The sequence below is a fragment of the Plantactinospora sp. WMMC1484 genome, assembly GCF_049315195.1.
In the GTDB taxonomy this organism is placed as follows: domain Bacteria; phylum Actinomycetota; class Actinomycetes; order Mycobacteriales; family Micromonosporaceae; genus Plantactinospora.
In genome coordinates this window covers 5,641,072-5,667,277 of record NZ_CP186055.1, presented here as the reverse complement: position 1 = coordinate 5,667,277, position 26,206 = coordinate 5,641,072, and the positions used below count along the sequence as shown (strand labels likewise).

Sequence of the window (26,206 nt, the reverse complement as noted above, 5' to 3'; positions counted from 1 at the left end):
GAGGGTAACCAGGTGAAGCGGTCTGCCGGCACACTGCGGCCACCCTCCGTACCGCGTCAGGTCGTCGCGGCCCGGGCCGGCGTGGCCGTGGTCTTCGGGCTCAACGGGCTCGCCGTCGCCTCATGGTTCGCCCGCGTACCGGCCGCCAGGGACGCGCTCGGGCTCACCCCGGGAGGGCTGGGCGCCCTGCTGCTGGCGCTCTCCGCGGGCGCGGTGCTGGCGCTCTCGACCGCCGGAGCGCTGACCCACCGGCTGGGCACGGCCCGTACGGTCGCGGGCGGGACCGGGCTGGCCGCGCTCGGACTCGCCCTGGCCGGCGTCGCCGCCAGCGACTGGCGGGCGGTACCGGCCGTGGCGGTGGGGCTCTTCGCCCTCGGCTACGGCTCGGGCACCTGCGACGTCGCCATGAACGTCGAGGCGGCGGTGGTGGAGCGGCGGCTGGGCCGCACGGTGATGCCCCGGTTCCACGCGGCCTGGAGCCTGGGCACGGTCGCCGGGGCGGCGGCCGGCGCCGCCAGCGCCCGTCTCGGCGCCGCCACCGGTCCGCATCTCGGGCTGGCCGCCGCCGTGACGCTCGGCGGTACGCTCCTTGCGGTCCGGGCGTTCCTGCCGGCATCCGCCCCGCCGGCCGACGCGACGACCGGCTCCCGCCGGGGCAGCGGGGCGCTGGCCGCCTGGCGCGAGCCGCGCACCCTGCTGATCGGCCTGTTGGTGCTGGTGATGGCCTTTGCCGAGGGGACCGCCAACGACTGGCTGGCCGTGGCCTTCGTGGACGGTCACCGGGTGACCGAGGCGCTCGGCGCGCTGGCCTTCGGCGTCTTCGTCGCCGCGATGACGGTCGGCCGGACCACCGGCACGATCGCCCTGGACCGCTGGGGCCGGGTGCCGGTGCTCCTCGGCGGCACCATGCTGGCCGCGATCGGCGCGACGACGACGGTGCTCGCCGACCCGTGGCCGCTCGCGCTCGCCGGCGTGGTCCTCTGGGGACTCGGCGCGTCGCTCGGCTTCCCGGTGGGCATCAGCGCCGCCGCCGACGAGGAGGAGCGGGCCGCGGCCCGGGTCAGCGTGGTGTCGATGATCGGCTACACCGCGTTCCTGGCCGGGCCGCCGCTGGTCGGGTTGCTCGGCGATCGGGTCGGCATCCTCCGGGCCCTGCTGGTCGTACCGCTCGTGCTGCTGCCCGCGCTCGTCCTGGTGCCGGTCGCCCGACCGCCCGCCGACCGGACGGAGGCACGGCGTCGTCGCCTGGGCGATGCCTGAGCAACCCTGATTCTTAACCTCGTCGTCGCCGGTCCATCGCGTGGATGACGTGCCGTTGTCGGCCCGCAGGAGTTGCTTGTCGAGGGTTCCCATCCCCTTGAACAGGAGCCGATCCACGTGCCTCCATCTCGTCGTACCCTGCTCACCGCCGGCGCCGCGGGCGTTGGTTTCGCCGTCGCCGGTGGCGTCCCGTCCCTGGCCCAGGCCCACCCGGGCCGGCCCGGACCGCCGGTCCGGGCCGGTCACGTGCCCTTTCCGCCGCTGGTGGACGACCCCGACGGCATCCTCGCCCTGCCTGAGGGCTTCAGCTATGCCGTCGTCACCCGGGCGGGCGTGACCCGGCTCGACCGCGGCCAGGGCCTGACCCCGGCCGACCACGACGGTATGGCCGTCTACGACGCCGGCCGCGGCCGCTACACCCTGATCCAGAACCACGAGATCGACCCGGGCGCCGAGTTCGGCGTGCCGCACGTGCGGGGCACGGTCTATGATCCCGGCGCCGTCGACGCCGGCGGTTGCACCGTGATCAGGACCGACCGCGCGGGCCGCAACCTCGGTGAGTTCGTCGCCCTCTCCGGCACCGTCGCCAACTGTGCGGGTGGGCCCACCCCGTGGGGGACGTGGCTGACCTGCGAGGAGACGGAGGACCGGGCCGGAGACGCCTGGGCGGAGGACGGCCGGTCCGGTGTCTTCCAGAAGGACCACGGCTACGTATTCGAGGTCTGGGCCGACGGCAGCGCGGACCCGAGGCCGATCAGGTGCCTGGGCCGCTTCTCGCACGAGGCCCTGGCGGTCGACAGGGATCGCACCAGGATCTACCTTTCCGAGGACGCCGACGAACCCAACGGTCTCTTCTACCGCTGGACGGCGCCCCGCGGAGTCCGGCTCGGTCCGGGCGTGCTCACCAGGCTCGCTCCGGACGCCGGCGTCCTCGCCGCCATGCAGATCATCATGGACGACGGCGCGGTGCTGCCGGACGTCGCCTACCTGACCTCGGCTCAGCTGGGCCGTCCCTTCCCGGTGCGCTGGATCGAGGTGCCCGAGCGCGACGCGCGGACCACGAGCCTGCGCGAGCAGCTCACCGATGCCCAGGTCACGCGCGGACGCAAGTTCGAGGGCGTGTGGGGCACCGACGAGGGCCTGTACGTGGTCAACTCCTACGCGTGGGAGGACGGCGACCTCCCGGCGGATGCGGCGCCGCACGACGGCATGGTCTGGTTCTACGACTACCGGGCGCAGACCATCCAGTTGGTGACGTACTTCCCGCATCAGACCGCGTCGGAGGAGGGTACGCCGGTCAGGTACACCGACCTCAGCTTCGACGGTCCGGACAACGTGACAGTCACCCCGTGGGGCAGCCTCGTGCTCGCCGAGGACGGCTCCGGCGCCTCGCACGTGCTCAGCGCGATTCCGGGCGGCCCTACCTACGCGATCGCCCGCAACCAGCTCAACGACTCCGAGTTCTGCGGTCCGACCTTCACCGCCGACGGCAGGGTGCTCTTCGTCAACATGCAGGACCCCGGCCTCACCCTGGCCATCACGGGTCCCTGGGAGAAGTACCTGGGCTGACGGAGAGCCGGAGCGAGCTGACGGGAGCCGGAGCACGCGGTGGGGCCCAGGCGATCCGCCTGGCCCCACCGCCGCCCGGTCAGCAGACCGGCCGGTTGAACGGTTGAACGGCTGAACGGCTGAACGGCCGAGCAGGTCCGGTCGGCGGTCAGCGCCGGACAACCGCCGGGTCCGCGGCCGGCCCGGTCGCCGGTGGCGCCCCGTCGACGGCGCCGGCCGCGGTGGCGGCCCTGGTCGCGGTGGCGGCGCCGGTCGCCGGGTCCGGCAGGTCGAGGCTGGTCCGCAGCGTGACCGGCTTGAGCAGGAGAGCGGCGATCACCCCGACCACCGCGATCGCGGCGGAGATCAGGAAGATGTGCCCGGTGGCGTCGCCGTACGCGTCCCGCACGATGTGCACGACGGCGTCCGGCAGCGCGTTCAGGTTGAGGCTGCCACCGGCGTTGCCCGCTCCCGAAGCCGGGATGCCGGCGGCGGCCAGGTCGTGGGTGATCTGTTCGGTGACCCGGCGGGCGAGCACCGCACCGAGCACCGAGACCCCGATCGTGCCGCCGAGCGAGCGGAAGAACGCCACCGAGGCGCTCGCGGCGCCGATGTCCCGCAGCGGCACGGCGTTCTGCACCGCGAGCACCAGGTTCTGCATGGTCATCCCGACCCCGGTCCCGACCAGCAGCATCGCCCCGCCCACGAAGACCAGCGACGTGGTGTGGTCGATGGTGCCGAGCATCAGGAAGCCGGCGACCAGCAGGACCGCGCCGACCACGATGTACGGCTTGATCCGCCCGGTGCGGGTGATGAGCCGCCCCACCACGATCGAGGAGGCGAGCACCCCGACCATCATCGGGATGGTGAGCAGGCCGGCCTCGGTCGGGCTGTAACCGCGGCCGATCTGGAAGTACTGGCCGAGGAAGACGGCGCCGCCGAACATGGCCATCCCGACCGCCAGGCTGGCCACGATCGCGAGTGCCGTGGTGCCCTGCCGGACGATGTCGAGCGGCACCACCGGCTCGGCGGCGCGGGCCTCGACGGCGACGGCGAGGACGAGCAGCAGCAGCGCGCCGCCGACCATGGCGCCGGTCTGCCAGGAGAGCCAGCCGAACGAGCCGTCGACGAACGAGATCCAGATCAGCAGCAGGCTGACCCCGGCCGCGATCAGGCCGGCGCCGAGGTAGTCGATCCTGACGTTCTCCCGCCGGACCGTGACCAGGTGCAGGGTGGCCTGGAGGACGAGCAGGGCGATGATCGCGATCGGCACGCCGACGAAGAAGCACCAGCGCCAGCCGAGCCAGGCGGTGTCGACGATGACGCCGCCGAGCAGCGGACCGCCGACGGTGGCGAGCGCCATCACGCCGCCGAGGTAGCCGTTGTAGCGGCCCCGCTCCCGGGGCGGGATCATCGCGGCGATCACGACCTGGACCAGGGCCTGTAACCCGCCGACCCCGATGCCCTGGAAGGCGCGGGCGGCGATGAGCTGGCCGGCGTTCTGGCTCAACCCGGCCACCACGGAGCCGAGTACGAAGATCAGGATGGCGGTCTGGACCAGCGCCTTCTTGTTGAACAGGTCCGCCAACTTTCCCCAGATAGGGGTGGTCGCGGTCGCGGTGAGCAGGGTGGCGGTGACCACCCAGGTGTACTGGGTCTGCGTGCCGTTCAGCGCGCCGATGATCTTGGGTAGTGCGGTCGAGACCACAGTGCTGCTCAGCAGCGCGACGAAGAGCACCAGCAGCAGGCCGCTGAGCGCCTCCAGGGTGCGCCGATGGCTCATCGGCTCTGCGTGGGGCGCAGATGCCAGGGCGGTGGGTGCGCTCATCGCGCGGCCTCCAGGTCTCGTCGGGGGTTGATCGTTCCAGGCACCTGGTCGGAGCTGCCGTGGATGTTGCCGAGCTGGTCGAGGCTGCCCTGGATGTCTCTGCCGAGCCGGTCGAGGGCGGTGCTCAGCACCTCGACCTCGGCCGGACTCCAGCTGGCGAGTGCGCGACCGAGCAGGTCGCCGTACCAGTCGCGGGCCTCGGCCAGCGCCCTGCGTCCGTGGTCGGTGAGGGCGAGGAAGCTCGCCCGGCGGTCCGCCGGGTCAGCCTGCCGGACCACCAGGTCGCGCGCCACCAGCGTCGCCACGGCCCGGCTGACGGTGGATGGGTCGAGCCCCGAGCGGTCGGCCAGCTCCTTGGCGTGACAGCCGCTCGCCGGGCCGGCCAGCTCGTCGATCTGGAGCAGCATGCCGACCATGCCGGACGGTACGGCCGGGCGCGCGACCTCGCGCCGGTGCCGGATCATCCGCAGGGTGGACATCAGGTCGCGCAGCCGGTCGCCGAGCTCGGTGTGCCGAGCGCTCGTCTCCACCTCGCCTCCCGTGCGGTTGGTTGCCGCACACAAGAGTTTCCGACTAGCTGCTCAGTGTGCAAGTTTTCTCGATGAGAAGTGAGCTACCCCACCGGTACGCTGTTCCCGATGGATGAGACGGTGGGGCGGCGGGAACGCAAGAAGGCCGCGACGCGTGAGGCGCTGCACCGGGCCGCCCTCCGGCTCGCCGCGGAGCAGGGGCCCGACCGGGTGACGGTGGAGGCGATCGCCGACGCCGCCGACGTGTCCCGCCGGACATTCTCGAACTACTTCTCGAACAAGGAAGAAGCCCTCTTCCACCTCGATGTGGTGCGGATCCGCCGCCTGCTGGAGCTGGTGCACGCCCGGCCGCTGGAGGAGTCGCCCTGGACGGCGCTCACCCGGGCCGCCGAGCAGCACGCCCGGGAGGGCGCGGACGTCGACCCGCTCTGGCTCGCCCAACGGCGGCTGCTGCGCAACCATCCGAGCCTCGCCGCCCACCAGGTCGCCGCGTACGGCACCGCCGAGCAGGAGTTCGCCGCCGAGATCGCCCGACGCCTCCCCGACGACCCGGAGACGCCACTGCGGTCCCGGGTGCTCGCCGGTGCGTTTCTGCACGCGCTGCGCGCGGCGAACCGGCACTGGGCCGACCATCCCGAGCGTTCCCTGGCCGAGTTGGTGCGCGCCGCCCTCGGCTATCTGACGACGGTGTGACCGACAGGGCGGCCCGGGCAGCTGTCCGTCGGGGCCGACGGGCCACGTGCTGGCAACGTGGACATACCGTGGGGCAAGGTCGACCGGACGGCCGTGCGGGAGGTCGACGTGCGCATCGCCAGCTACAACGTGGAGAATCTGTTCAACAGAGCCCGCGCCCTCGACCAACGGACCTGGGCGGAGGGGCGGCCGGCGCTGGAGGCTTTTCAACGCAGCTGTGAACTGCTCGAGGAGCCTGTCTACACGACCGGGATCAAGCACGATATCTTACGCGAGCTGCGTCGACTCGGGCTGCACCGGAGTGACACGGCCCGCTTTGCCCGCCTGCGCCAGAACCGGGGACGCCTGTTGAGACGGTCGCGCGATGGCCGCGTCGAGATCGTGGCCGACGGCCGGGCCGACTGGGTGGGCTGGGTGGAGTTGACCACCGACCGGGTCGACGAACTGGCGATGCTCAACACCATGAGGGTCATCCTGGACGTCGGCGCCGACATCCTCGGGGTGGTCGAGGCCGAGAACCGCCTCGCTCTCAAACGTTTCGCGGACTCTGGTCCGGCCGTCGCCGACCGGGTCCGGTATCCGCACGTCATGGTCATCGACGGTAACGACGAGCGGGGAATCAACGTCGGGGTGATGTCCACGACGGAGTATCCGCTCATCGCGCAGCGCAGCCACGTGGACGACGTCGACGCCACGGGACGGATATTCAGCCGGGACTGCGCGGAGTACCACTTCCGGGTTCCGGACGGACGGCGCCTCGCGGTCCTCGTCAACCACTTCAAGAGCAAGGGCTACGGCGGCAAGACTGCCTCCGACGCCATTCGCCTCCGGCAGGCACGACGGGTCGCCGAGATCTATCGCGACCTGGTGACCAACCACACGCCACTGGTCGCGGTGCTCGGCGACCTGAACGACACGCCCGAGAGTACGCCGCTGGCCCCTCTGCTCGGTGGCACGGACCTCCGGGACATCGTGGCGCACCCGGCTTTCGACGATGGTGGCCGCCCGGGTACGTACGGCTACTGCACCGCCCGGAACAAACTCGACTATGTCCTGCTTTCACCGTCGCTCTATTCCAGCGCTGTGGGTGGAGGGATCCTCCGCAAGGGAGTGTGGGGCGGCCGCCGTGGAACGCTGTGGCCGATCTACGACACGATGACCCGACAGGTCCACGCCGGATCCGACCATGCCGCGATCTACGCGGACCTGGATCTGGCGGTGTGATGTCGATGCCACGGCGACGATTGCGCCGATCCGGTGAGGATCGGTGTCGGGTAGGTGTCAGTCCCGGGCGCCCCTCCGGCAAACGCCTGGTGAAGCAACGAAAAACAGTGTGCAATCTGGAGCAGGAACATTGCGGGTGGATAAGAACGAGGGTAACAAGGATCAAGGGGTCGGCAGGACTGGTCGTCGCAGGCTGGAGGGGAGATGACAGCGACTGCGGCCGCGATGAATCTCGCCTCCGGTGAGCCCCCGATCAACTTTGCGGCCCACCAGTTCCGTGCCGGCAACATGGCGGGTGCCCGCGACGACTTCGAGCAGATGCTCGCCATGCTGATTCAGGCGGTCCATCCCGGTGCCCGTGCGATCGCGGCCAACCCGGGCGACTGGGGAATCGATATTCTTCTCGGTGAATTGTCGGGCCTGGTCGTGATCTGGCAATCGAAATACTTCTGGCCGGTGGTCACCCGATCGGCGCAGGCGCAGATCCGCGAGTCGTTCGACTCTGCCCTGTCGGCCGCGAAACGCAACGGCTACGAACTGAGCCAGTGGATTCTCTGCGTGCCGTCGAGCATGGACCCGGCCACCGCGCAGTGGTGGGACAAGTGGCAGGAGCGGCGTCAACGGGCGACCGGTGTGGCGATCGGCCTCTGGCACGAGACGACCCTGCGGAACCTGCTCGCCATGCCGGACGTCAGCCACGTCCGGCGGCACTTCTACGACCCGTACGTCCCGGCACAGGTGCCGCGTACCCCGCTGCGTGACCTGGACCCGGGCGCCGCCACCGACCTGGATCGGGCACTCTTCGTGCGGCAACTGCGCGCCGCCGGGCATACCGAGTTCCATGCCGCCAAGCGCGAGTTCTTCAACGCCGAGCTGCTCGCCCGCGAGATCGCGGACAAGCGGGTCGGCGCGGAGCTCAGCGCCCTCGGCGAGGCGGACGGGCTCGTGCACAGCATCTGGGAGGCCCGGTTCAACGCGGCCTGCCAGCAGGAACCCGTCGACGCACGACTGCCTGGCCTGCACGCCGGCGTCATGCGGGAGATCCGCGAGACGACGGCGTTTCCGGCGGCGCTGCCCGCCGGCCCGGTGCACCGGTGCGGCCTGATGCACCGGGTGGTGCAGGACCGCCGGGCGGGCTGGGTGGTGCGCTGGCGCGATATCGCGGCCGAGGGGGCGCCGTGAACCCGGACGAGGTCGCCGTCTTCCGTCAGGCCCGGCTCGTGCTCCTGCTCGCCGCAAGCGCGGAGCGGGCACCCGAGGGAGTCGACGCCGAGCGGTTGGGGATCTACGACTTCCTGGCCGCGCATCCGTTGCTGCTGGCCCGGAGGGAGGACGATCCGGACCGGCTCACCCTCCGGCTCACCGGCTTCGACGACAGGTCGGTCTGCTATGCCAGCCCCGCCCAGCGCTTCGTCAGCGGTCAACTGGTCCTCGCCCGCGACCTCGCCGACCTGGTCGGCCGTGGCCTCGTGGGCGTGACGGTGTCCGGCCGGATCAGGTACCGGCTCACCCCTGCGGGCGAGAGCATGGCCAGCCGATTCAGCGCGATGTATTCTCAGGCGTACGTCACAGCCGCCCGAATCGTCATCCGGCGGACTCGACGGCTGAGCGGGCGGAAACTGCGTGAGAACCTGCGACAGTGGCTCAGCACGCCGGGCCGGCCGGGCGGACAACTTCATCCGGCGCACCTCCTCGACAGCGGACATGTCCCAGACGCTCCGTCCTCCACCGATCCGACGGGGCAGATCAGACGGCCGGAGGACAGGACATGATCGACGACCCGGTGCCGTCGCTCGGCGGCTCGCACTCACACGGGATCCGGCTCCGCCGACTCCGGTTGCATGCCGAGGGCCGGACATATGACGTCGACTTCCGCGGCGCGGACGACTCGCCCCGACCACTGTCGGTGATCGCCGGGGCGGTCAGCACCGGTAAGACGACGATCCTCGAGTTTATCGACTACTGCCTGGGCGCCTCGGACCATCCGCGCCATCCCGAGATCATGCCCAGGGTGCGGGCCGCCACCCTGGAGGTCGAGCTCTCCGGTTCGCCGTACCTGATCGAGAGGGCCGTGGGCGAACCCTCCACCTTCGCCTACGTCCGGGCCGGGCGCCTGGACGAACCGGGTGCCACACCGCCGGAGCGACGCCCGGTACGACCGGCCGGCCATCCCGACAGCCTCTCCAGCCTGCTGCTGTCCCACTGCAAGCTCGAAGGCGTCCAGCTCCGGGACGATCTCACCCGGGCCGAGGCCGACACCGACCCGCTCAGCTTCCGCGACCTGATGTGGCTCTGCTTCCTGCCCAACGAGCGGCTCGACGACAAGAACCTGCTGTTCGAGAACGTCACGATGAAGCACCTCAAGCTCCGGCAGGTCGTGGATGTCGTGTTCGACATCCACGATGACCACTCGGTGGAGCTGGGCAGGCGCATCCGGGCGGTCGAGGCGGATCTCGTCGCCGCACGCAACGCCTACCGGGTGGCCGAGCAACTTGTCGAGGAGCAGCGACTGGGCGGCCGGGCAGAGCTGGAGGCACTGCACCGCAACGCCAAGAACGAGATGTCGGAAGCAGCCCTGGCCGTGGCCGCACTCGACACCCGGGCGCGGGCCGACACCACCTTCGCCGAGGAACTGCGGGAGCGGCACCGGGAGGCGGCGCTCGAAGCCCGCCGTGCCGCCGCGATGCTCCGCGACCGGGAAACGCAGGTGGAGCGGATGATCGCCCTCCGCACGACCTACGCGGAGGACGTGAGCAAACTGACCATGCTCGCCGAGGCGGGCCGCCTCTTCGAGCCCCTGCGGGTGACCGCGTGTCCGTCCTGCCTCACCCCGCTCGCGGGTTCGGAGAGCCGGTGCGGGGCGTGCCAGTCCGATCTCACCGCACGTACCGGGACCGACGGATCGGCCGGGGCGCTGGACGTGAGCGCCGAACTCCGCTCGGCCAAGGCGAAGCTCAGCGAGCTGACCGACTACCTCGGGGAACTGGAGCGCGAGGTGCCGCAGCTGCGGGTGGCGGCGGAGCGTGCCCAGGAGGCCGAGGCCCGGGCGGCGGCAGAGGTCGACGTGGTCACCGCCCATCTGGTGACGCCATACCTGGCGCAGCGGGACGCACTCGCCCGTCGCCGGGAGGATGCCAGCGCCGCCATCCAGCGGGCGGCGGGCGGCCTTCGTCTGATGCACAGCCTGGAGCGACGCGCCGCGAACATCGACCGGAAGGCGGCGTTGCTCGCGTCGCTGCGCGAGGAGTTGGCCGGTGCCGGCGGCCAGCCGTCCCGCACCGACCGGTCGACGATGATCGGCCGGGTCGGCCAGCGATACCGGCAGATACTCGAGGAGTGGCGCTACCCGAAGATCGCGGACGCGTACCTCGCCGAGAACCTCACCCCCTACATGCGGGGCAAGCCCTACACCGCCGCGTCCTCCGGCGGTCGCACCCTCATCGCACTGGCCTGGCAGCTCGCGCTCTTCGAGATCGCCTGGGAGACGCGTTCGTCCCACCCCGGCTTCCTGCTGCTCGACAGCCCGCAGAAGAACTTCGGCCAGACCGGGGAGCGCGGCACCGACCTGGCCGACGCCGCGACCATCGAGCAGATCTACCGGCACCTGGACACCTGGTTGGCGGGCAGGGGCGCGGGAGCACAGATCGTGGTGGCCGACAACGCCCCGCCGCTCTCCGCGGCCTCCGGGATCGTCGTGCGCTTCTCCCGCCGGCCCGAACAGCCGCCCTACGGGCTGATCGACGACGAGACGAGCTGACCGGGCGGCCGGTCGGGTACGCCGACCGGCCGCCGCGGCAGGTGCCGAGCACTCGTCGCGTGTCGGATCCGCCCTACGGAGCCGGATACTCCGTGAGGTAGACCGGCGCGCCGACCCGGGTCGTGTCGGCCGGCTCGCCCGACGCCGTTGACGACGTGGTCGATGGTGCCGGCGCTGAGGTTGACGGTCATGATGTGGTGCAACCGGACGCCCGGCGTCACCGGCACCTCGAAGCCGTTCTCGGTGTGGATCGACGGGTTGTTCTGGTTGAAGACATACACCCCGCCGCCGTGCAGGGTGTGTCGGCGTACCCGGTCGCCGACCTTGTAGCCGGCCCAGCCTTCGACGTCGCCGTTCATCCAGTCGGCCTGGGTCGGCGGGTCGTAGGGCAGTTCGTTCTGGTAGAGGACCGTGGTGCCGTCCTCGCCGTTCCATACCGTGTTGTAGCGCTGGAAGTGCTCGACGAAGAGGCCGGTGGCGGTCACGTGGTCGCCGTTGATGACGGCACCGTAGCGACCGGTGTTGGTGCGCCAGCGGTCCGTGTCGCCGTTGACGCCCTCGGTGAAGCCCTCGACACCGTGGTCACCGCGCCAGACCCAGGTGTGGTCGATGAGCACGTGGTCGCTGTTCACCTCCAGCGCGATGTGCGTCCGGCCGATGTGCGGGCCGCCGACCCGGAAGTAGACGTCGGAGAGGGTCGTCGGGTTGACCGGGGTGCTGTGGTTGCGGCCGTGCCGGCTGCCGACCCGCAGCAGCACCGGCGACTCCCGAAGCCCTGCGTCGATCGTCACCCCGGCCACCACCACGCCGGGGACCCCGGCGACCTCGAGCGGCACCGCGCCGTGCACCGCGGTGAGGGTGGCGTGCCCGATGCCCAGCACCACGGTGTCGGGGCGCCGGACCTCGATGCTGCGCGCGATGTCGTAGACGCCGGGGGTGAGCAGCAGGTGCCGGCCACGCGCCAGCTCCCGGTTGATCACGTGTACCGGATCGGAGGGTCGGGCGACGAAGAAGTCGCGCAGCGGGATCGTCCGCCCTGGCGTCATGCCCTCGCCCCAGGTGACGCCCCGGGTGTCCCGGCGCGCGGCCGGCACCCGGACCTGGTGGCGCCCCTTCCCGTCGACGAAGAGATACGGCTTCTCCCGGCTCAGCGGGGTGCTCTCCAGCGTCGTGTACGGCGGGTCGGGGAATCCGGCGTCGTCGGGTGCGCCGACCACGCCGGCGAAGACCTGGTTCCAGACGGCGTTGGACCAGCTTTCCACCTCGCTGTTGCGGGTCAGCCACTGCTGTTGCGAGCCGTTGGTGGTGGCCGGTAGCCGCGAGTCGGCGATGAAGCCGCCGCTGGCGTACTGCGGGCCGGCGGTGCAGTAGTCCATCAGGGAGAGTCCCCCGCCGCCGATGTTCATCCGGCGCAACGAGACCGCCTGGGAGACGGCCCAGAAGTTCGCCGAGGCGCGGCAGTCGTCCTGGCCGGCGGCGATGATGTTGACCGACAGGTTGGAGAGGGTACGCCAGAAGTTGACCAGCGCGATGCAGTTGCCGGTGCCACCGCCCTCCAGGCAGCGGTTGTAGACCTCGACCTTGCCGTTGATGACGACGTCGGTGGGGGAGGCGCCGAGCCCGGAGATCTCGGTGTAGTAGCCGACCTTGATCTGGAGCGGCCGTTCCGGACTGCCGTAGCTGCCGGGCTTGAAGAGGAAGGCGTACCGGTCGGTGCCCATCTCGTTGGCGACCTGCCGGGCGTGGGTGGCGTCGAGCGTCGCCTGGATTTCCGCGACCGGCATGCTCGGGTCGAAGACGGTGACGTTGCGCCCCAGATCGGGCGCGCCGTGTCCGGGCGCGCCGTGTCCGGGCGCGCCGTGCCGGGGCGGGCCGGCGCTGGCGGGCGGACCGGTGACGGTGGCGGCGATGACCAGCACCAGGCCGAGCGCGAGCGCCCGGCGGAGCCGGTGACGCGCGGGGCGGCGCCGGAGGCCGGGGGAGTGGGTCGTCATGCGGTTCGTCCATCCTTTCCGCTGGCCGGTTCGGGACCCCGGCACAGCGACGGTGGTGGGATCTGGCGCGGTGCCGTACCCGAGGCCGGGCACGGTGATGCGGCGGTCGTCGTCGACCCTGCCCTCTTCGGACGGTGGCGCGGTGACCGGGCAGGGCTGAGAGCGCTCTCTCAATCGTCCGGCGACCACCGCGACATCGCACGAAGGGGGTCCAGACGTTTCTACCGGCTGCGCGCCCCGGACGCCATCGGACGAGCGGAGTTGTTGTCCGGGCCGGACCGGGATCGGGTACGCGACCAACCGTCCCGGCTCAGCGCAGGATGTGCGGCTACCGCCACCTTCGCGCGGCGGACGGGACCCGGACACGGCCGAGCACCGTCCGCCACGGTTCCTTCGCCGCGAGTCCCCGAGAGCGCCGCGAATCCTCGTGAGAACGTCAGCCGACGAGGTCGAACCGCTCCCATGGCCCGATCGCGGTCCGGTTGGCGATCAGCGGGGCGGCTCCGGCGTTCTCCGCCGCCACGTACCGGTCGTTGACCGTGGCGCGCAGGCTGACGCTGCCGTCGCCGTTGCGGATCAGCTGGAACCTCTCCCAACCGCCGACCGCCGTCCGGTTGGCGATCAGTGGTGCTGCTCCGGCACTCTCGGCGGCGACGTACCGACCGTTGGCCCGGGCGCGCAGCGCGACGATGCCGCCGCCGAGATCCACCACCTCGAACTGCTCCGCCGTGCCGATCGCCGTCCGGTTGGCGATCAGCGGGGCGGTGCCGGCCGGGTCGGCGGTGACGTACCGGCCGTTGGCGTGGGCGCGCAGGCCCGAGCCGCCCGGCTGCGGCTGCTGCCCCGAATCCACCGCCGGGTTGAACTGGCGCACCCAGTAGCGGGTCCGGTCCAGGTATGCGGTCTCGGCGGCGGCGCCGGTCTGCCCGTACGCGCCGGAGTAACTGAGGTAGCCGTGCCCGGCCGGCGGGCTGCTGCTGGCCGGCTCGATCGTCGAGCCCTCGTGCCACTCGTTGAACGAGGTGATCGAAACCCAGGTCGGCGGGCCACCGTTCGCCGCGCTCAGCGCGTTGCCCCACTGCCGGTCGTAGGCGGCCCCGTCTGCCCGGTCCACGGTCGGGGTGGTGTTGCCGGGCACCGCCCGGTCGTCGAGGTAGCCGGGCGCCACCGACGGAGACCAGACCAGGCCGTTCGCCCTGCAGTACGCGCTGGCGTCGGCCCAGCCGGGGGCTGTCGCCCCGGCGATCCCGTCGTAGGTGTACATCCCGCCGAAGTGCGCGACCTTTGTGGTGTCGGTGGTCTGTGCCAGCACGATGCTGTTCGATCTGACCTGCTCCAGCGGCGTCCAGTCGGTGATCCGCAGACTCTCGAAGACATAGAATGCCGACCGGTTGCCGTGCGCTGAGTCCCGGTGGAAGGCCGGGTGGCCGCCGTACCGGTTGTGGATGTAGGTGATGTCCGCGACGGTCGACTCGGCGCTCCGCCCGGCGTACGGCTCCAGGTGCCAGGCGACCTCCAGGCCGTGCTCGGCGGCGGCGTCCAGCACCAGCGGGGTCAGGTTGTCCTCGAAGGAGCCCTGTCCCCACCAGCTGTGGACGAGCACCCCGACCCCGGCCCGGCTGATCCACGCCATGTGCTGGCGTACCGCCGCCGGATCCCCGGAGTCGTACGCCCCGAGGCTGGGATAGAAGTTGGCGCCGACGTCTTGCGGCGGGGTGTGCCCGCCCTGCTGCCAGTGCCGGTAGCTGCCGGAGTGCGCCGGGTTGCCGTACCAGGAGTAGTAGAAGATGTGCACGTCCTCGGCGGTCTGCGGCGGCGCCGCGGCCGCGACGGGTGTGGTCGGGCCGGGCGGCGCCGCGACCGCCGCCGGGGCGGCCGGGGCGGCGAGCCCGGCGGCCAGCAGCAGGGCGGCGGCGGTGCTCCGCAGCCAGTGCGTTCGCAGGTGCATGGAATACCTCCGTGGTCGCGCCGGGGCGGTGGCGGTACGGCCGGGGACGTCGACCGCACCGCCCGCCCCGGCGACTGTCAGTTGGTGACCGGGGTGAACTTCTCCCAGGGACCGATCGCGGTCCGGTTGGCTATCAGGGGCTCGGTGCCGGCGTTCTCGGCGGCGACGTACCTGTCGTTGGCGGCCGCACGCAGGCTGATCGTGCCGTCCGAGTTGCGGACCAGCGCGAACGTCTCCCAGGCGCCGACCGCGTCCCGGTTGGCGACCAGGGGTTCCGCTCCGGCGTTCTCGGCGCAGACGTACCTGCCGCTGCCGCGTGCCCGCAGCGCCACGTTGCCGCCACCCAGGTCGACCAGGTCGAACCGTTCGGTGGCGCCGATGGCGGCCTTGTCGGCGATCAACGGTGCGCTGCCGACGGCGCTCACGTACTGGTTGTTCGCCGTCGCCCGCAGCCCGGTGCCGCCCCCGCCGCCGGTGCCGCCGGTGGTGAAGGTGAACGAGTCGACGTCGAAGAGGTTCCCGGCGCCGCCGGTGAAGACCAGGTAGAGCGTGGTCGGGCCGCTCGGCTGGTTGGCCAGGGTGGTCGAGACGGTGGTGAAGGTGTCCCAGCTACCGGTGTTCGGCACCGCGACACTGCCGAGCAGGGTGCCGGTGGCCGACCCTGCCCGCACCTGGATCGTGCCGCCGGGGCCGCCGGAGGAGACCCGCGCGCTGAACCCGGTGGCGTTGCCGAGCTGGTACGGCCGGTACGAGATCCAGTCGCCGTTGTCGATGAATCCTGCGGTCCGGCCGCCCTCGGCGGCAGCGTGTTCGGCGAGCTGCACCCCGCCGGACTGGGCGCCGAAGTGCTCGCCCTGCCGGTGCTTCGGTTGCAGGGTCCGGATGCTGTTGGAGGTGAGCCCGCCGTTGTCGGTGTAGCTGGCCTCGAAGACCCCGAAGATGTTCGCGGCGGAGTCGTGCTCACCGTCGACCGGCACGGTCATCGTGCCGGAGCAGCCGGTCTTCGAACTGATCTGGTGGGCGTGGCTGTCGTGCCCGAGGGCGTAGCTGACCCGTACCCGCGAGCAGTCGATCGTGCCGTCCTCCGGGTCGGTGACGGTGACCTGGAACGGCACGGTGTCGCCGAAGGCGAAGAGCTGGCCGTCACCGGGAGCGGTGAGCGTCACCGTCGGCGCCGTGTTCCCGACGGTGATCACCAGGCTGGCGGTGCCGGTCAGCCCGGTCGGGTCGGTGACCCGCAGCGTCGGGGTGTAGCGCCCGTTCGACGTGTAGGTCTTCGTCGGGTTCGCCGCCGTGGAGGTGGTGCCGTCGCCGAAGGTCCAGAGGTAACTCAGCGCCCCGCCCTCCGGGTCGGTGCTGCCGGCCGAGGAGAAGTTGACGGTCAGCGGGCTCGGCCCCGAGGTCCGGTTGGCGCTCGCCACCGCGATCGGGTTGCGGTTGCCGCCGCCGATGTACTCGATCCGGTAGAGCGCCTGGTTGTTCGACCCGGTGCCGTAGTCGAGCACGTAGAGCGCGCCGTCCGGGCCGAACGCCTGGTCCATCACCTGGGTGCCGCGCCACGGGAAGTCGGAGATCTCCCCGGGGGAGCCGTCGGCGTTGACCGCGATCGCCTTGATCCAGCGGCGCCCGTACTCGCCGGCGAAGTAGCGGCCGTCGAGCGAGGCCGGGAACTTGACGCTGGAGTTGAGGCTCGCGTTGTAGCGGTAGACCGGCCCGCCCATCGGCGACTCCGAGCCGCCGCCGAACTCCGGCGGTGAGCCGGCGTCGCCGTACCGGATCCAGCTCGGCCTGGCCGGCGGCAGCGTGGTCAATCCGGTGTTCCGGAACGAGTTGTTGGTCGGCCCGCCCGCGCAGTTGTACTTCCCCTGCGACGGCCCGGACGGGAAGGTGTACTCGTTGTAGGTCTCCGCGGTGGTGTTCGTCCCGGTGCAGTACGGCCAGCCGTAGTTGCCGGGTGAGGTGATCCGGTTGAACTCCACCTGCCCGCCCGGTCCCCGGTTCGGGTCCCCGACCCCGGCGTCCGGCCCGTAGTCACCGAGGTAGACGATGCCGGTCGGCCTGTCGACGCTCATCCGGAACGGGTTCCGGAAGCCCATCGCGTAGATCTCCGGCCGGGTGTTCGCGGTGCCCGGCGGAAAGAGGTTGCCGGCCGGAATGGTGTACGTCCCGTCCGGCTGCGGCTTGATCCGCAGCACCTTGCCGCGCAGGTCGTTGGTGTTGCCGGAGGAGCGCTGGGCGTCGAACTGCGGGTTCCGGTCGGTCCGCTCGTCGATCGGGGTGTAGGAGTGGGACTCGAACGGGTTGGTGTCGTCCCCGGTGGAGAGATAGAGGTTGCCGGCGGCGTCGAAGTCGATGTCGCCACCGACGTGGCAGCACTGCCCCCGGTCGTTCGGCACCTGGAGCACGACCCGCTCGCTGCCCATGTTGAGCGTGTCGTCGGCGTTCATGGTGAACCGCGACAGCCGCAGGTGGCCCTTCCAGCGGTCCCAGTCGGCGGCGGTCCCGGTGGTCGGGGCGTCCCCGGCCGGGGTGTTCAGCGGTGGCGAATAGTAGAGGTAGATGTAGCGGTTGCTGGCGAAGTTGGGGTCGGCGGCGACGCCCTGCATCCCCTCCTCGTCGTGCGTGTAGACCGGGACGGTGCCGGCGACCCTGGTGTTGCCGGCGGCGTCGGTGACCCGGACCGTGCCGTCCCGGGCGGTGTGCACCACCGACCGGTTCGGCAGCACGGCCAGCGACATCGCCTCGCCGATCTCGGCCGAGCCGGTGGCGAGGGTGACCTGCTGGTAGTCGGCGGCGGGGATCGGGTCGGCCTGGGCCGGCGTGGCGGGCAGCAGTGCCGCGACGATCGCGGCGGCGGTAGCGACCGCGGCGGTCGCGTGCGACCACGGTCGTCGTCCGGGGTGCGGTGACACGGGGACCTTCCTTCGTGGCGGGGGGTGCGCCTTCTCTCGGCGGAGTGCGGGGAGTGCTGGCGGGGTCAGCCGCCGTAGACGTTGAGGTCCCAGAGGGAGTAGCCCCACTGGGTGCCGCGCTGGGTGCCGGTGACCCGTAGGTAGCGGCCGTTCGCCGAGATCGGCACGTCGTCGACCCCGCCGTCGCCGCTGCTGGTCGTGTAGACCTGGGTCCAGGTCGCGTTGTTCGGCGAGACGTGGATCTGGTACGCCCGCCCGTACGCCGTCTCCCAGTTCAGCCGGACCCGGTCCAGCCGGTACGACGCGCCGAGGTCGACGGTGATCCACTGTGGATCGCTGTGGGCGCTGCCCCACCGGGTGCCCGAGTTGCCGTCGACCGCGTTGCCCGGCGCGTGCGGGCTGTTCGGCTCGACGCTGGAGGCGGTGACGGACCTGCCCCGGGCCAGGTCGGTCGCTGGCGGCTGGGCTGGCCCGTCGGTCTTGATCCGCACGTTCCGGTAGCTGATGTCGAGCCCGGCGCCGTCGTTCTGCAACCCGAGGTAGCCGTTGGCGATGTTCCGGCTGCTCGTGTAGTCGTTGACCTTCACGCCGTTGAGCCAGACCTCGACCCGCTGCCCGTGCACGCCGATCTCGTAGCTGTTCCACGAGCCGGGCGGGTTCAGCGCCGCGTCCCGGAGGGCGGCGTTCGGCGCGGAGAAGCTGTAGACGCTGCCGGTGGTCCGGGACGGGTCGCCGTCGGTGGCGTCGATCTGGATCTCGTGGCCGGCGTCGACCGGCCGCCACGGGTCACCCTGCGGGTCGGGAAAGCCGATGAAGACGCCGCCGTTGTCGTCGCCGGGCATCATCCAGTCGACCTTGAGCGAGTAGTTGCCGAAGGTGCGGACCGGATACCAGAGCAGCCCCATCCCGCCGTACGAGCTGAGCGTCCCGTCGGCCAGAGTGAAGCCGCCCGGCCCGGCCTGCCGCCACTGCCCGAAGCTGGCCTGGGTGCCGTCGAAGAGCGCGGTGTAGCCGGTCTCCGGGCGGCAGTCCGCCGGGGCGGCACCGGCGGCGATCCGGATCCCACCGAGCAGCATCCGGGTGAAGGCGGGGTCGGAGTACGTCTCCGGGGTGTGACCGAGCCCGGTGTACCAGGAGCGCCCGCCGCCGTAGTTCTGGCACCAGGTGATCGGATGGTCCCCGCCCATCGAACCGCCGCTGTACGACGACTCGTCCAGACTGGCCAGCACCCGCACCCGGGACCGGGGGTTGGTCCGGTAGTTGTACCACTCGTCGGTGCGGCTCCACGTGGGCGGCAGGTGCGAGGTCGAGGCGTTGCCCCGGTCCTCCACCCGGATCGTCGCCTGCTGGGTCGCCGGATGTGACGCGAAGTACGCCCCGACCAGCCCGCCGTACCACGGCCAGTCGTACTCGGTGTCGGCGGCGGCGTGCACCCCGACGTACCCGCCCCCGGCGGCGACGTACGACTCGAACGCGCTCTGCTGGCCGCCGTCGAGCACGTCCCCGGTGGTGTTGAGGAAGACCACCGCCTGGTACTGGCCGAGGTTGCCGGTGCTGAACGCCGCCGCGTCCTCGGTGGCGGTCACCGCGAACCCGTTCGCCGCACCGAGCTGCCGGATCGCCGCGATCCCGGCCGGGATCGCGTCGTGCCGGAACCCGGCCGTCTTGCTGAACACCAACACCCTGCTCAACGGCGCCGCGGCCGCCGGCTCTGCCGGCACCGCCGCACCTCCGGCGACCAGCAGCATTCCGGCGGCCAGCGCCCCCATCAGTCGTCCACGCATCACTCACTCCTCACGGGTGAAAGGAAGGGCCCCCGCATATCGCTTTCTGTAGAAGAAGGGCCCCCGCCTAACGAGTCAGCCGAGCGCGCTGGCCCGGGGTCAGGGCAGCGTCCAGTTCTGTGCGGCGGTGCCGTTGCAGTCGTAGATCTGCAGTTGTCGGCCGTTGCCGGGGTTGGAGGCGGGGATGTCGAGGCAGCGGTTGGACTGCGGGTTGCGCAGGCTGCCGGCGGAGCCGGAGACCCACTGCTGGGCGCCGCTGCCGTTGCAGGTCCAGAGGTGGATCAGGGTGCCGTTGGTGGTGCCGCTGGCCTGCACGTCCAGGCACTTGCCGAGCGCCCGGATCGTGCCGTCGCCGGGCAGCGTCCACGTCTGGTTGGCCGAGCCCGCGATGCAGTCCCACATCTGGACCCGGGTGCCGTCGGCGGTGCCGCCGGCGTTGACGTCGACGCACTTGTTCATGCCCCGGATCGGCCCGGTGCGCGGCCCGGCGCCCCCGCCCGGAGTGCTCACCCCGGCGCCGGTGAAGGTGTAGCTGTCCAGGTCGAGCAGGGCGCCGCCGCTGCCGCCGGTGAAGACGACGTAGAGGTCGTGCGTGCCGTCGTCCGGCCTGGTCACCGGGGCGGTCACCTCGGTATAGCTGTCCCAGCCGCCGGTGTTCGGCACGGTCACCCGGGCCACCTCGGGGCCGGTCGGCGAGTCGTACCGGAAGGAGACGGCGTTGCCGGCCTTGTCCGACGAGACCCGGGCCCGTACCCCGGTGATCCCCTTCAGGCTCACGGCGTGGTGCCGGACGTACTCGCCGGTCTGGATGTCGCCCAGCCGTCGCCCGCCCTCGGCGCCGGAGGTGTTGATCACCTGGGGGCCGTGCAGCGAGACGTAGTGCTCGGCCTGCCACTGCTTCGGCCAGAGCGTGATCTCCTGCTCTCCGGTCAGCGGCACCGAGCCGGTGGCGCCCCGGTCGGTGTAGCTGGCCCGGAGGACGAAGAAGAGCACCGCGTCCGGACCGGCGTGCACCGGCCCGGTGTTGACGGTGAAGCCGCAGCCGGTGCCCTGCCCCTCCTCGTGGGCGTGTTCCTGGTGCCCGAGGGCGGCCCGGATCACCACGCTGGCGCAGGGAATGGTGCCGTCCTGCGGGTCGGTGGCGGCGCCGGTGGAGGTGACGTTCTCGTCCCACGAGATCATGCCGCCGTTCGGCAGGCCGTTGAGGGTGACGGTGGGTCGGTTGTTGCCGACCACGACGGCGATCTGGGTGGTGCCGGAGCGGCCGGTGCCGTCGTGCACGGTCAGCCGGGCCCGCTTGTCGCCGTTGCTGGTGTAGGTGTGGGTCGGGTTCGCCGCCGTCGAGTCGACGGTGCCGTTGCTGTCGAAGTCCCAGGCGTAGGTCAGCGGGTCGCCGTCCGGGTCGGAGCTGCCGGCGCTGGAGAAGCTGACCTGGAGCGGAGCGAGCCCGTTGTCCCGGTTGACCGAGGCGACCGCGGTCGGCGACCGTCCACCCGCGACATAGTTGATTTTGTAGAGCCCGGCGGCGACGTCACCGGAGAAGTAGCCGTTGCCGTACTCCAGCAGATAGAGCGAGCCGTCCGGGCCGAACTCCATGTCGATCGGGTGCACGAACTGCATGCCGGCCAGGACCGGCTCGATCACCGTCGGATTTCCGGTACGCGGGTTGCCGTTGTCGAACTGGACCTCCTTGATCCAGTTGCGGCAGTACTCGGTGATGATCAGCTTGTTGTCGTAGTACGCCGGCCACTTCACCTCGGAGGCGAGGTTCGGGTCGTAGTGGTAGACCTCGGCGTGGTTCGGCGAGCCGCAGCCGCCCGGGTTGTCCAGGGCCGGCCACTCCCGGCTGCCGCCGTGCTGCTCCCAGACCAGCGCGCCCCGGGTCGGCGGGAGCTGTTGCAGCCCGGTGTTGTGGGGGGAGTTGTTGACCGGGCCGGTGCTGCCGCCGCAGGGGAACCAGCCGCGCGGCGAGTTGCTGGCGAAGTCCCAGTCGTTGTAGGCGACGTTCGGCCCACCGCAGTACGGCCATCCGTAGTTGCCGGGCGCGGTGGCCCGGTTGTACTCGTCGTACGCCGCCGGGCCCCGGTTGGCGATCGTGGCCCCCGCGTCCGGTCCGACCTCGCCCCAGTAGAGGGTGTTCGAGTTCTTCCTGTCGACCCAGATCCGGTAGGGGTTGCGTACCCCCATGACGTAGACCTCGGGAAGGGTGCCGGCGGTGCCGGGCGCGAAGAGGTTGCCGGCCGGGATGGTGTAGCCGCCGTTATCCTCCGGATGGATCCGGTTGATCTTCCCGCGCAGGTCGTTGGTGTTGCCCGAGGTGCGCTGCGCGTCATACTGCGGGTCGCGGCCGGGGCGCTCGTCGATCGGCGCCATCCCGGCGGAGTCGCCGCCGGAGTTGGTGTTGTCGCCGACCGCGAAGTAGAGGTTCTCGTTGCTGTCCCAGGTCATCGAGCCGGCGGAGTGGCAGCAGAGCCGCCGCTCGGTCGGCCACTCGATCAGCTTCGTCTCGGCACCGAGTTGCAGCGTGCCCGGATTGAAGGTGAACCGCGAGATCCGGTTGACCAGCGGAGTGGCGACCGGCGAGTAGAAGAGATAGACCCAGCGGTTGCTGGCGAAGCGCGGGTGCAGGGTGATGCCGATCAGTCCGTCCTCGAACCGGGCGTCGAGTTGCAGCGTCAGCGCGACGGTGGTCGAGCCGGTGGCCGGGTTGTAGAGCCGGACCTGCCCGCCGCCGGAACTGGAGCCCCGGTTGATGTAGAGCACCTTGCCGTCGGGGAGCACCGACAGCTCGATCGGCTCGCCCATCGAAAGGCCGCCGTCGAGCTTGACCTTCTCGAACTGGCTGGTTGGCGGCGGTGCGGCGGCGGCCGGCGGTGCGGCGGCGGTGACCGCGACGAGCGGGGGGAGCAGCGCCGCGACCATGGCCAGCACGACGGCGGCGACGGTGCGGCGTGCGGGAGTTCTTCGGTTCATCGTCGACTCCGGCGGATCGAAGGTGGTGGGCAGGCGGGACGGGGGTGGCGGCACGGTGGCAGGAAGGGTCGGGGGCAGGAAGGAGCGGTGGCAGGAAGGCTCGGTGGCGGTCGGGGTCGGTGGAGCTGACCCGGCCCGGCCGGCGGATCATCGGCGGATCCGCCGACCGGGGGGCGTCAGGCGGGGACCAGGTCGAACTTCTCCCAGGGCCCGATCGACTCCCGATTGGCGATCAGCGCCGCCGCGCCGCCGTCCTCGGCGACCACGTACCGGTTGTTCACCGTCGCCCGCAGGCTGACCGTGCCGTCGGAGTTACGGACCAGGGCGAAGGTCTCCCACGACCCGGCCGAGCCCCGGTTGGCGATCAGCGGCTCGGCCCCGGCGTTCTCCGCGCAGACGAACTGGTTGTTCACCCGGGCCCGCAACGCGATGGTGCCGCCGCCGAGGTCCACCTGGTCGAACTGCTCCCAGGAGCCGACCGCGGCGGCGTTGGCGATCAGGTTGCCGGCGCCGGCGTTGCTGGCGCTGACGTACTGGCCGTTGGCCTGGGCCCGCAGCGCGACCGCGCCGCCCGGCTGCGGGTTGGTGCCGCCGGTGAGGATCCGCAGCGCGTCGATCATGCCGACCGAGGTGGTCCTGTTGACGATCCGGATCGTGTGCTGGCCGTTCGCCAGCCCGGTCCGCCGCCAGACCACCTGCTGCGCCTGCCGGCCGCCGGAGACGTAGAGGTTGACGTTGGCCTGGAACGTGTCGTCGAGATAGACGTCCACGTTGCCCATGTCGCCGTTGCGCTCCGAGAGGTATTCGACGCCGGTGCCGGTGAAGGTGTAGGAGGCGACCGCGCCGACCGTGGTGCTGTGGTGGGTGTCGTCGTTGTAGTCGCCGTACCCGCGTGCCGTGGTGAGGTGCCAGTTGGCGTCGTAGCTCAGCAGGGTGTTGTTGACCATCCCGCCGCCGCCCGGGTTCCCGGGCCCGCCGCCGAGCCCGAGCGTGGAGGCGGTGCCGGAGAGCGACTTCTCGCCCTGGTTGGCGCTGCCGGTCAGCGTGGTGCCGGCGTAGCTCGACAACGGCTTGCCGGTCCGCTCCACCACGTAGTTCGTGTTCGCCGCCGTGCTGAAGGTGATCTCGCCGGCCGAACTGGTCGTCAGGATGGCGTTGTCCGAGGTACGCCGGACGCGTACCTGCTGGGTGCCCCACGGGTTCACCACCCGGGCCTGCTTGCCGTGCAGGCTGCGCAGACCGACGTACTTGATCTCGCCGGCCTCCCGTTCGGAGCTGACCAGGAAGCCGTCCTTGGCGAGCAGGGTGAACTTGCCGACGAAGCTGGAGTCGGTCGGCACCGCCGGGAAGACCCGGATCTTGTCGTTGTACGACTGCATCAGCGACTCGTTCATCGCCGCCAGGTGGATGCCGAGATACTCGAACACCCCGTTTGTGTTGTTGGTCATCCCGTTCGGATAGTTCTGGTATTTCTGCAGCATCGTCCGCATGCCCTGGAACGCCTGGTTGCCGAGACCGAGCCGGGCGGCGTGCACGTGGTCGTTGGCCCAGACGTTGCCGTACGGGTGCGGCCGGACGTTCCAGGTGTTGACCGCGGTCTGGTGGTCGGGGTAGCCGATTCCGGTCTGGTCGTACGGCCAGACGAGTTCCAGCGCCACGTTCTCGCCGTTGCGGGTCGGCGACGCGGGCGGATCGTGCGGCAGGTACGCCCCGTTCGAGATCTGGTACGGCGCCAGGTTGTTCACGATGTTCTGCCAGTTGGCCCGCAGGCCCGAGTCCAGGCCGAGTTGCTGGCTGACCGCGATCGTCAGCGGGAAGAGCAGCCGGACGGCGGCCAGGTCGGTGATGGCGTTCCGGACGTCCCAGTAGGTCTCGTGGGCGTTCGAGTTCGCCATGTAGTAGCGCCCGGAGGAGTCCCGGCTCAGCATGTCCTCGTAGAACTTCACCGCCTCCCGCATGTACGGGTACGCGGTGTTCCGCAGGTAGTTCTCGTCGTTGGTGTAGCGGTACTGCAGGTACATGTTGTAGGCGGCCTCGGTGCCGGTGGAGTAGAGGTCGTTGACGTAGTCGCTGTTGATGGTGCCCCGGGCGTTGCCGTCCCAGCCCATCGTCTCCGGCACCCAGAGCCCGTCACTGCCGTAGCGGGTCGTGGTGTACGACTTGAGCGCGGCAAGGTTGCGGCTGTAGAGCCGGTTGAAGCCGGCCATCAGGTCGACGTGGTTACCGGCCAGAAACGAGTTGTAGACGTCGCGCTGGTTCCAGTACCAGTAGCCGTTGCTCCACTTGGAGTTGTCCTGGGTCGCCCGGAACACCCCGTTGATGAAGTGCAGCGGATAGTTGCCGAAGCCGCCCGCCGCGATCATGTAGGTGGCCAGGTAGTAGACGTTCTCCAGGTAGTCGGCGTCCCCACCCGCGTTGGAATACTGCACGAACGACTTCGCCCAGAAGTTGTGCCACCAGTTGCGATAGTTGTTGAACGTGGTGGCGTACCCGGTGCTCTTCACGGCGGCGAGCTGGTTGCGTGCCTGGGCGACCGAGTTCTGGCCCGGCGAGTTGATCCGGGATGCGGCGGTGAACCAGACGGTGTAGCTGCTGGTCGGGGTGATGTTCAGCCGGACCCGGGTGCCGTTGACCGTCTGCGAGGTGTAACTGGCGCCCTCGACGGTGGCGGCCAGGGTGTAGCCGAAGCCGTTCGGGTCGGCCTGCCCCCGGCTGATTCCGACGCCGGAGGAGTCGGCGAAGGTGCTCGCGGTGCGCCAGGTGGTCAGGTTGGGCACGTCGGCGATGTTCTGGACGCTGTTCAGGTCCCAGAGGCTCAGGTCGAGCCCGACGCTGGTGACGCCGGGGCGGCTGTCCTCGACGTGGATCCCCATCACCTCGGAGTTGGGCGAGCCCATGATGGTGATGGTCCGGTTGTTGTCATATCTCGTGGTCAGCGTGCCGTCATAGAGCGACAGCCGCTGCTGGAACGTGGAGTATCCGGAGTCGAGCTGTGGGTTGGAAAAGAGGTTGACGTTCCCGGCCGCGTACGTCGACTGCGGCGCCAGGTCGACGTTGGAGACCTGCATCGACAGGCCGTTCTGGCTCCAGACCATCGCGCCGGTCTTCCCGTTGCCGACGGTCATCCCATGCAGCGGGTTGGTGTTGGGCCGGTTGTAGACGATGTCGTGCTTCGACAGATAGTTGGCATAGTTGACGTTCAGCGTGCCGGTGCTCGAGTTGAACGCGGCGTCGGTGGGCGCCGCCACGGCCGGGGCAGCCGGGACGGTGGCGACGAGGCCGCCCGTGAGCAGGGCGGCGAGCATGACGCGGATCGGCGTACGCACCTTCATCGACGATCCCCTTCAGATCGTGCGGTGGGCTGGTGTCTCGCGCCCCGGGGGATCCGGTGAAGCTCCCATCCGCCGAAAACGGAAGCGACGTCGAGACCGACGAGGCCGGTAGCCTGCCCGGAGGAGTGGCGCCAACCCCGGGTAACCATCGACCCATGTCTGTGACATGCAGTTAACATTGGATGTCTTGTATCCGTCAATCCCTTGGCGCGATCTTTTTGGCCCATCTGTCGCCGAGCGGACGGTCGTGATCGTCCAGATACATCGGAGGTCTAGCGGCGCCGCCCGCCCTCCACCCGTTACCTTTTTGATCGTCCCCATCCGGGGACTGCTCGGTCGCTCGGTCCGGTATGACTTTCTGCCCCTGTCGTACGCATGATCCGGGGGGTGTTGTCGCCGGGCCGGGTGGCGTCGGCGGACCGC

14 protein-coding genes and 1 pseudogene are annotated in these 26,206 nt (G+C 70.7%); 7 read left to right on the top strand and 8 right to left on the bottom strand.

Features of this window, described 5'->3' with window-relative positions; translation table 11 throughout:
• Nucleotides 1-12 precede the first annotated feature (12 nt).
• Complete coding sequence (locus ACN28C_RS24650) at nucleotides 13-1,260, top strand: MFS transporter (RefSeq protein ID WP_422769899.1); 1,248 nt, start codon at nucleotides 13-15, stop codon at nucleotides 1,258-1,260.
• A 117-nt stretch (nucleotides 1,261-1,377) separates the two neighbouring features.
• Nucleotides 1,378-2,829: an alkaline phosphatase PhoX gene (locus ACN28C_RS24645; RefSeq protein ID WP_422769898.1), complete on the top strand. Its 1,452-nt coding sequence runs from the start codon at nucleotides 1,378-1,380 to the stop codon at nucleotides 2,827-2,829.
• 148 nt (nucleotides 2,830-2,977) lie between these two features.
• Here ACN28C_RS24645 and ACN28C_RS24640 read toward each other — a convergent pair whose 3' ends face one another.
• Entirely contained in the window at nucleotides 2,978-4,636 is a 1,659-nt protein-coding gene (locus tag ACN28C_RS24640; RefSeq protein ID WP_422769897.1) for an MDR family MFS transporter, read from the bottom strand.
• Nucleotides 4,633-5,166, bottom strand: a complete 534-nt coding sequence (locus ACN28C_RS24635; protein WP_422769896.1) for a MarR family winged helix-turn-helix transcriptional regulator — start codon at nucleotides 5,164-5,166, stop codon at nucleotides 4,633-4,635. Before ACN28C_RS24635 ends, ACN28C_RS24640 begins: the two co-directional genes overlap by 4 nt.
• A 108-nt stretch (nucleotides 5,167-5,274) precedes the next feature.
• On the opposite strand from ACN28C_RS24635, the gene ACN28C_RS24630 reads away from it, so the two are divergent.
• The 5 genes from ACN28C_RS24630 (at nucleotide 5,275) to ACN28C_RS24610 (ending at nucleotide 10,840) form a co-directional block, all read left to right on the top strand.
• Nucleotides 5,275-5,859 carry a TetR/AcrR family transcriptional regulator gene (locus ACN28C_RS24630; RefSeq protein WP_422769895.1) on the top strand — a complete coding sequence of 195 codons (585 nt, stop codon included), beginning with the start codon at nucleotides 5,275-5,277 and terminating at the stop codon, nucleotides 5,857-5,859.
• A 57-nt stretch (nucleotides 5,860-5,916) separates the two neighbouring features.
• On the top strand, nucleotides 5,917-7,083 hold the full coding sequence (locus ACN28C_RS24625) for an endonuclease/exonuclease/phosphatase family protein (RefSeq protein ID WP_422769894.1): 1,167 nt from the start codon (nucleotides 5,917-5,919) through the stop codon (nucleotides 7,081-7,083).
• A gap of 204 nt (nucleotides 7,084-7,287) precedes the next feature.
• Nucleotides 7,288-8,265, top strand: a complete 978-nt coding sequence (locus tag ACN28C_RS24620) for a hypothetical protein (protein ID WP_422769893.1) — start codon at nucleotides 7,288-7,290, stop codon at nucleotides 8,263-8,265.
• On the top strand, nucleotides 8,262-8,855 hold the full coding sequence (locus tag ACN28C_RS24615) for a hypothetical protein (RefSeq protein WP_422769892.1): 594 nt from the start codon (nucleotides 8,262-8,264) through the stop codon (nucleotides 8,853-8,855). The genes ACN28C_RS24620 and ACN28C_RS24615 overlap by 4 nt, the downstream gene beginning before the upstream one ends.
• On the top strand, nucleotides 8,852-10,840 hold the full coding sequence (locus ACN28C_RS24610) for a DNA recombination protein RecN (protein WP_422769891.1): 1,989 nt from the start codon (nucleotides 8,852-8,854) through the stop codon (nucleotides 10,838-10,840). Before ACN28C_RS24615 ends, ACN28C_RS24610 begins: the two co-directional genes overlap by 4 nt.
• A gap of 73 nt (nucleotides 10,841-10,913) precedes the next feature.
• Here the strand turns inward: ACN28C_RS24610 and ACN28C_RS24605 are convergent.
• The 6 genes and pseudogenes from ACN28C_RS24605 to ACN28C_RS24580 form a co-directional block, all read right to left on the bottom strand.
• Nucleotides 10,914-12,834, bottom strand: a pseudogene (locus tag ACN28C_RS24605) (adenylyl cyclase).
• 436 nt (nucleotides 12,835-13,270) lie between these two features.
• Nucleotides 13,271-14,782, bottom strand: a complete 1,512-nt coding sequence (locus ACN28C_RS24600; protein ID WP_422769890.1) for a hypothetical protein — start codon at nucleotides 14,780-14,782, stop codon at nucleotides 13,271-13,273.
• Nucleotides 14,783-14,859: 77 nt separating this feature from the next.
• On the bottom strand, nucleotides 14,860-17,694 hold the full coding sequence (locus tag ACN28C_RS24595) for a carbohydrate-binding protein (RefSeq protein WP_422769889.1): 2,835 nt from the start codon (nucleotides 17,692-17,694) through the stop codon (nucleotides 14,860-14,862).
• A gap of 65 nt (nucleotides 17,695-17,759) precedes the next feature.
• The gene (locus ACN28C_RS24590; RefSeq protein ID WP_422769888.1) at nucleotides 17,760-19,478 is read right to left on the bottom strand and encodes a ThuA domain-containing protein; all 1,719 of its coding nucleotides are present in this window, start codon (nucleotides 19,476-19,478) and stop codon (nucleotides 17,760-17,762) included.
• A gap of 99 nt (nucleotides 19,479-19,577) precedes the next feature.
• Complete coding sequence (locus ACN28C_RS24585) at nucleotides 19,578-22,451, bottom strand: ricin-type beta-trefoil lectin domain protein (protein ID WP_422769887.1); 2,874 nt, start codon at nucleotides 22,449-22,451, stop codon at nucleotides 19,578-19,580.
• 176 nt (nucleotides 22,452-22,627) lie between these two features.
• Nucleotides 22,628-25,783, bottom strand: coding sequence for a glycosyl hydrolase family 95 catalytic domain-containing protein (locus ACN28C_RS24580; RefSeq protein ID WP_422769886.1), 3,156 nt, complete (start codon nucleotides 25,781-25,783; stop codon nucleotides 22,628-22,630).
• Nucleotides 25,784-26,206: the final 423 nt, after the last annotated feature.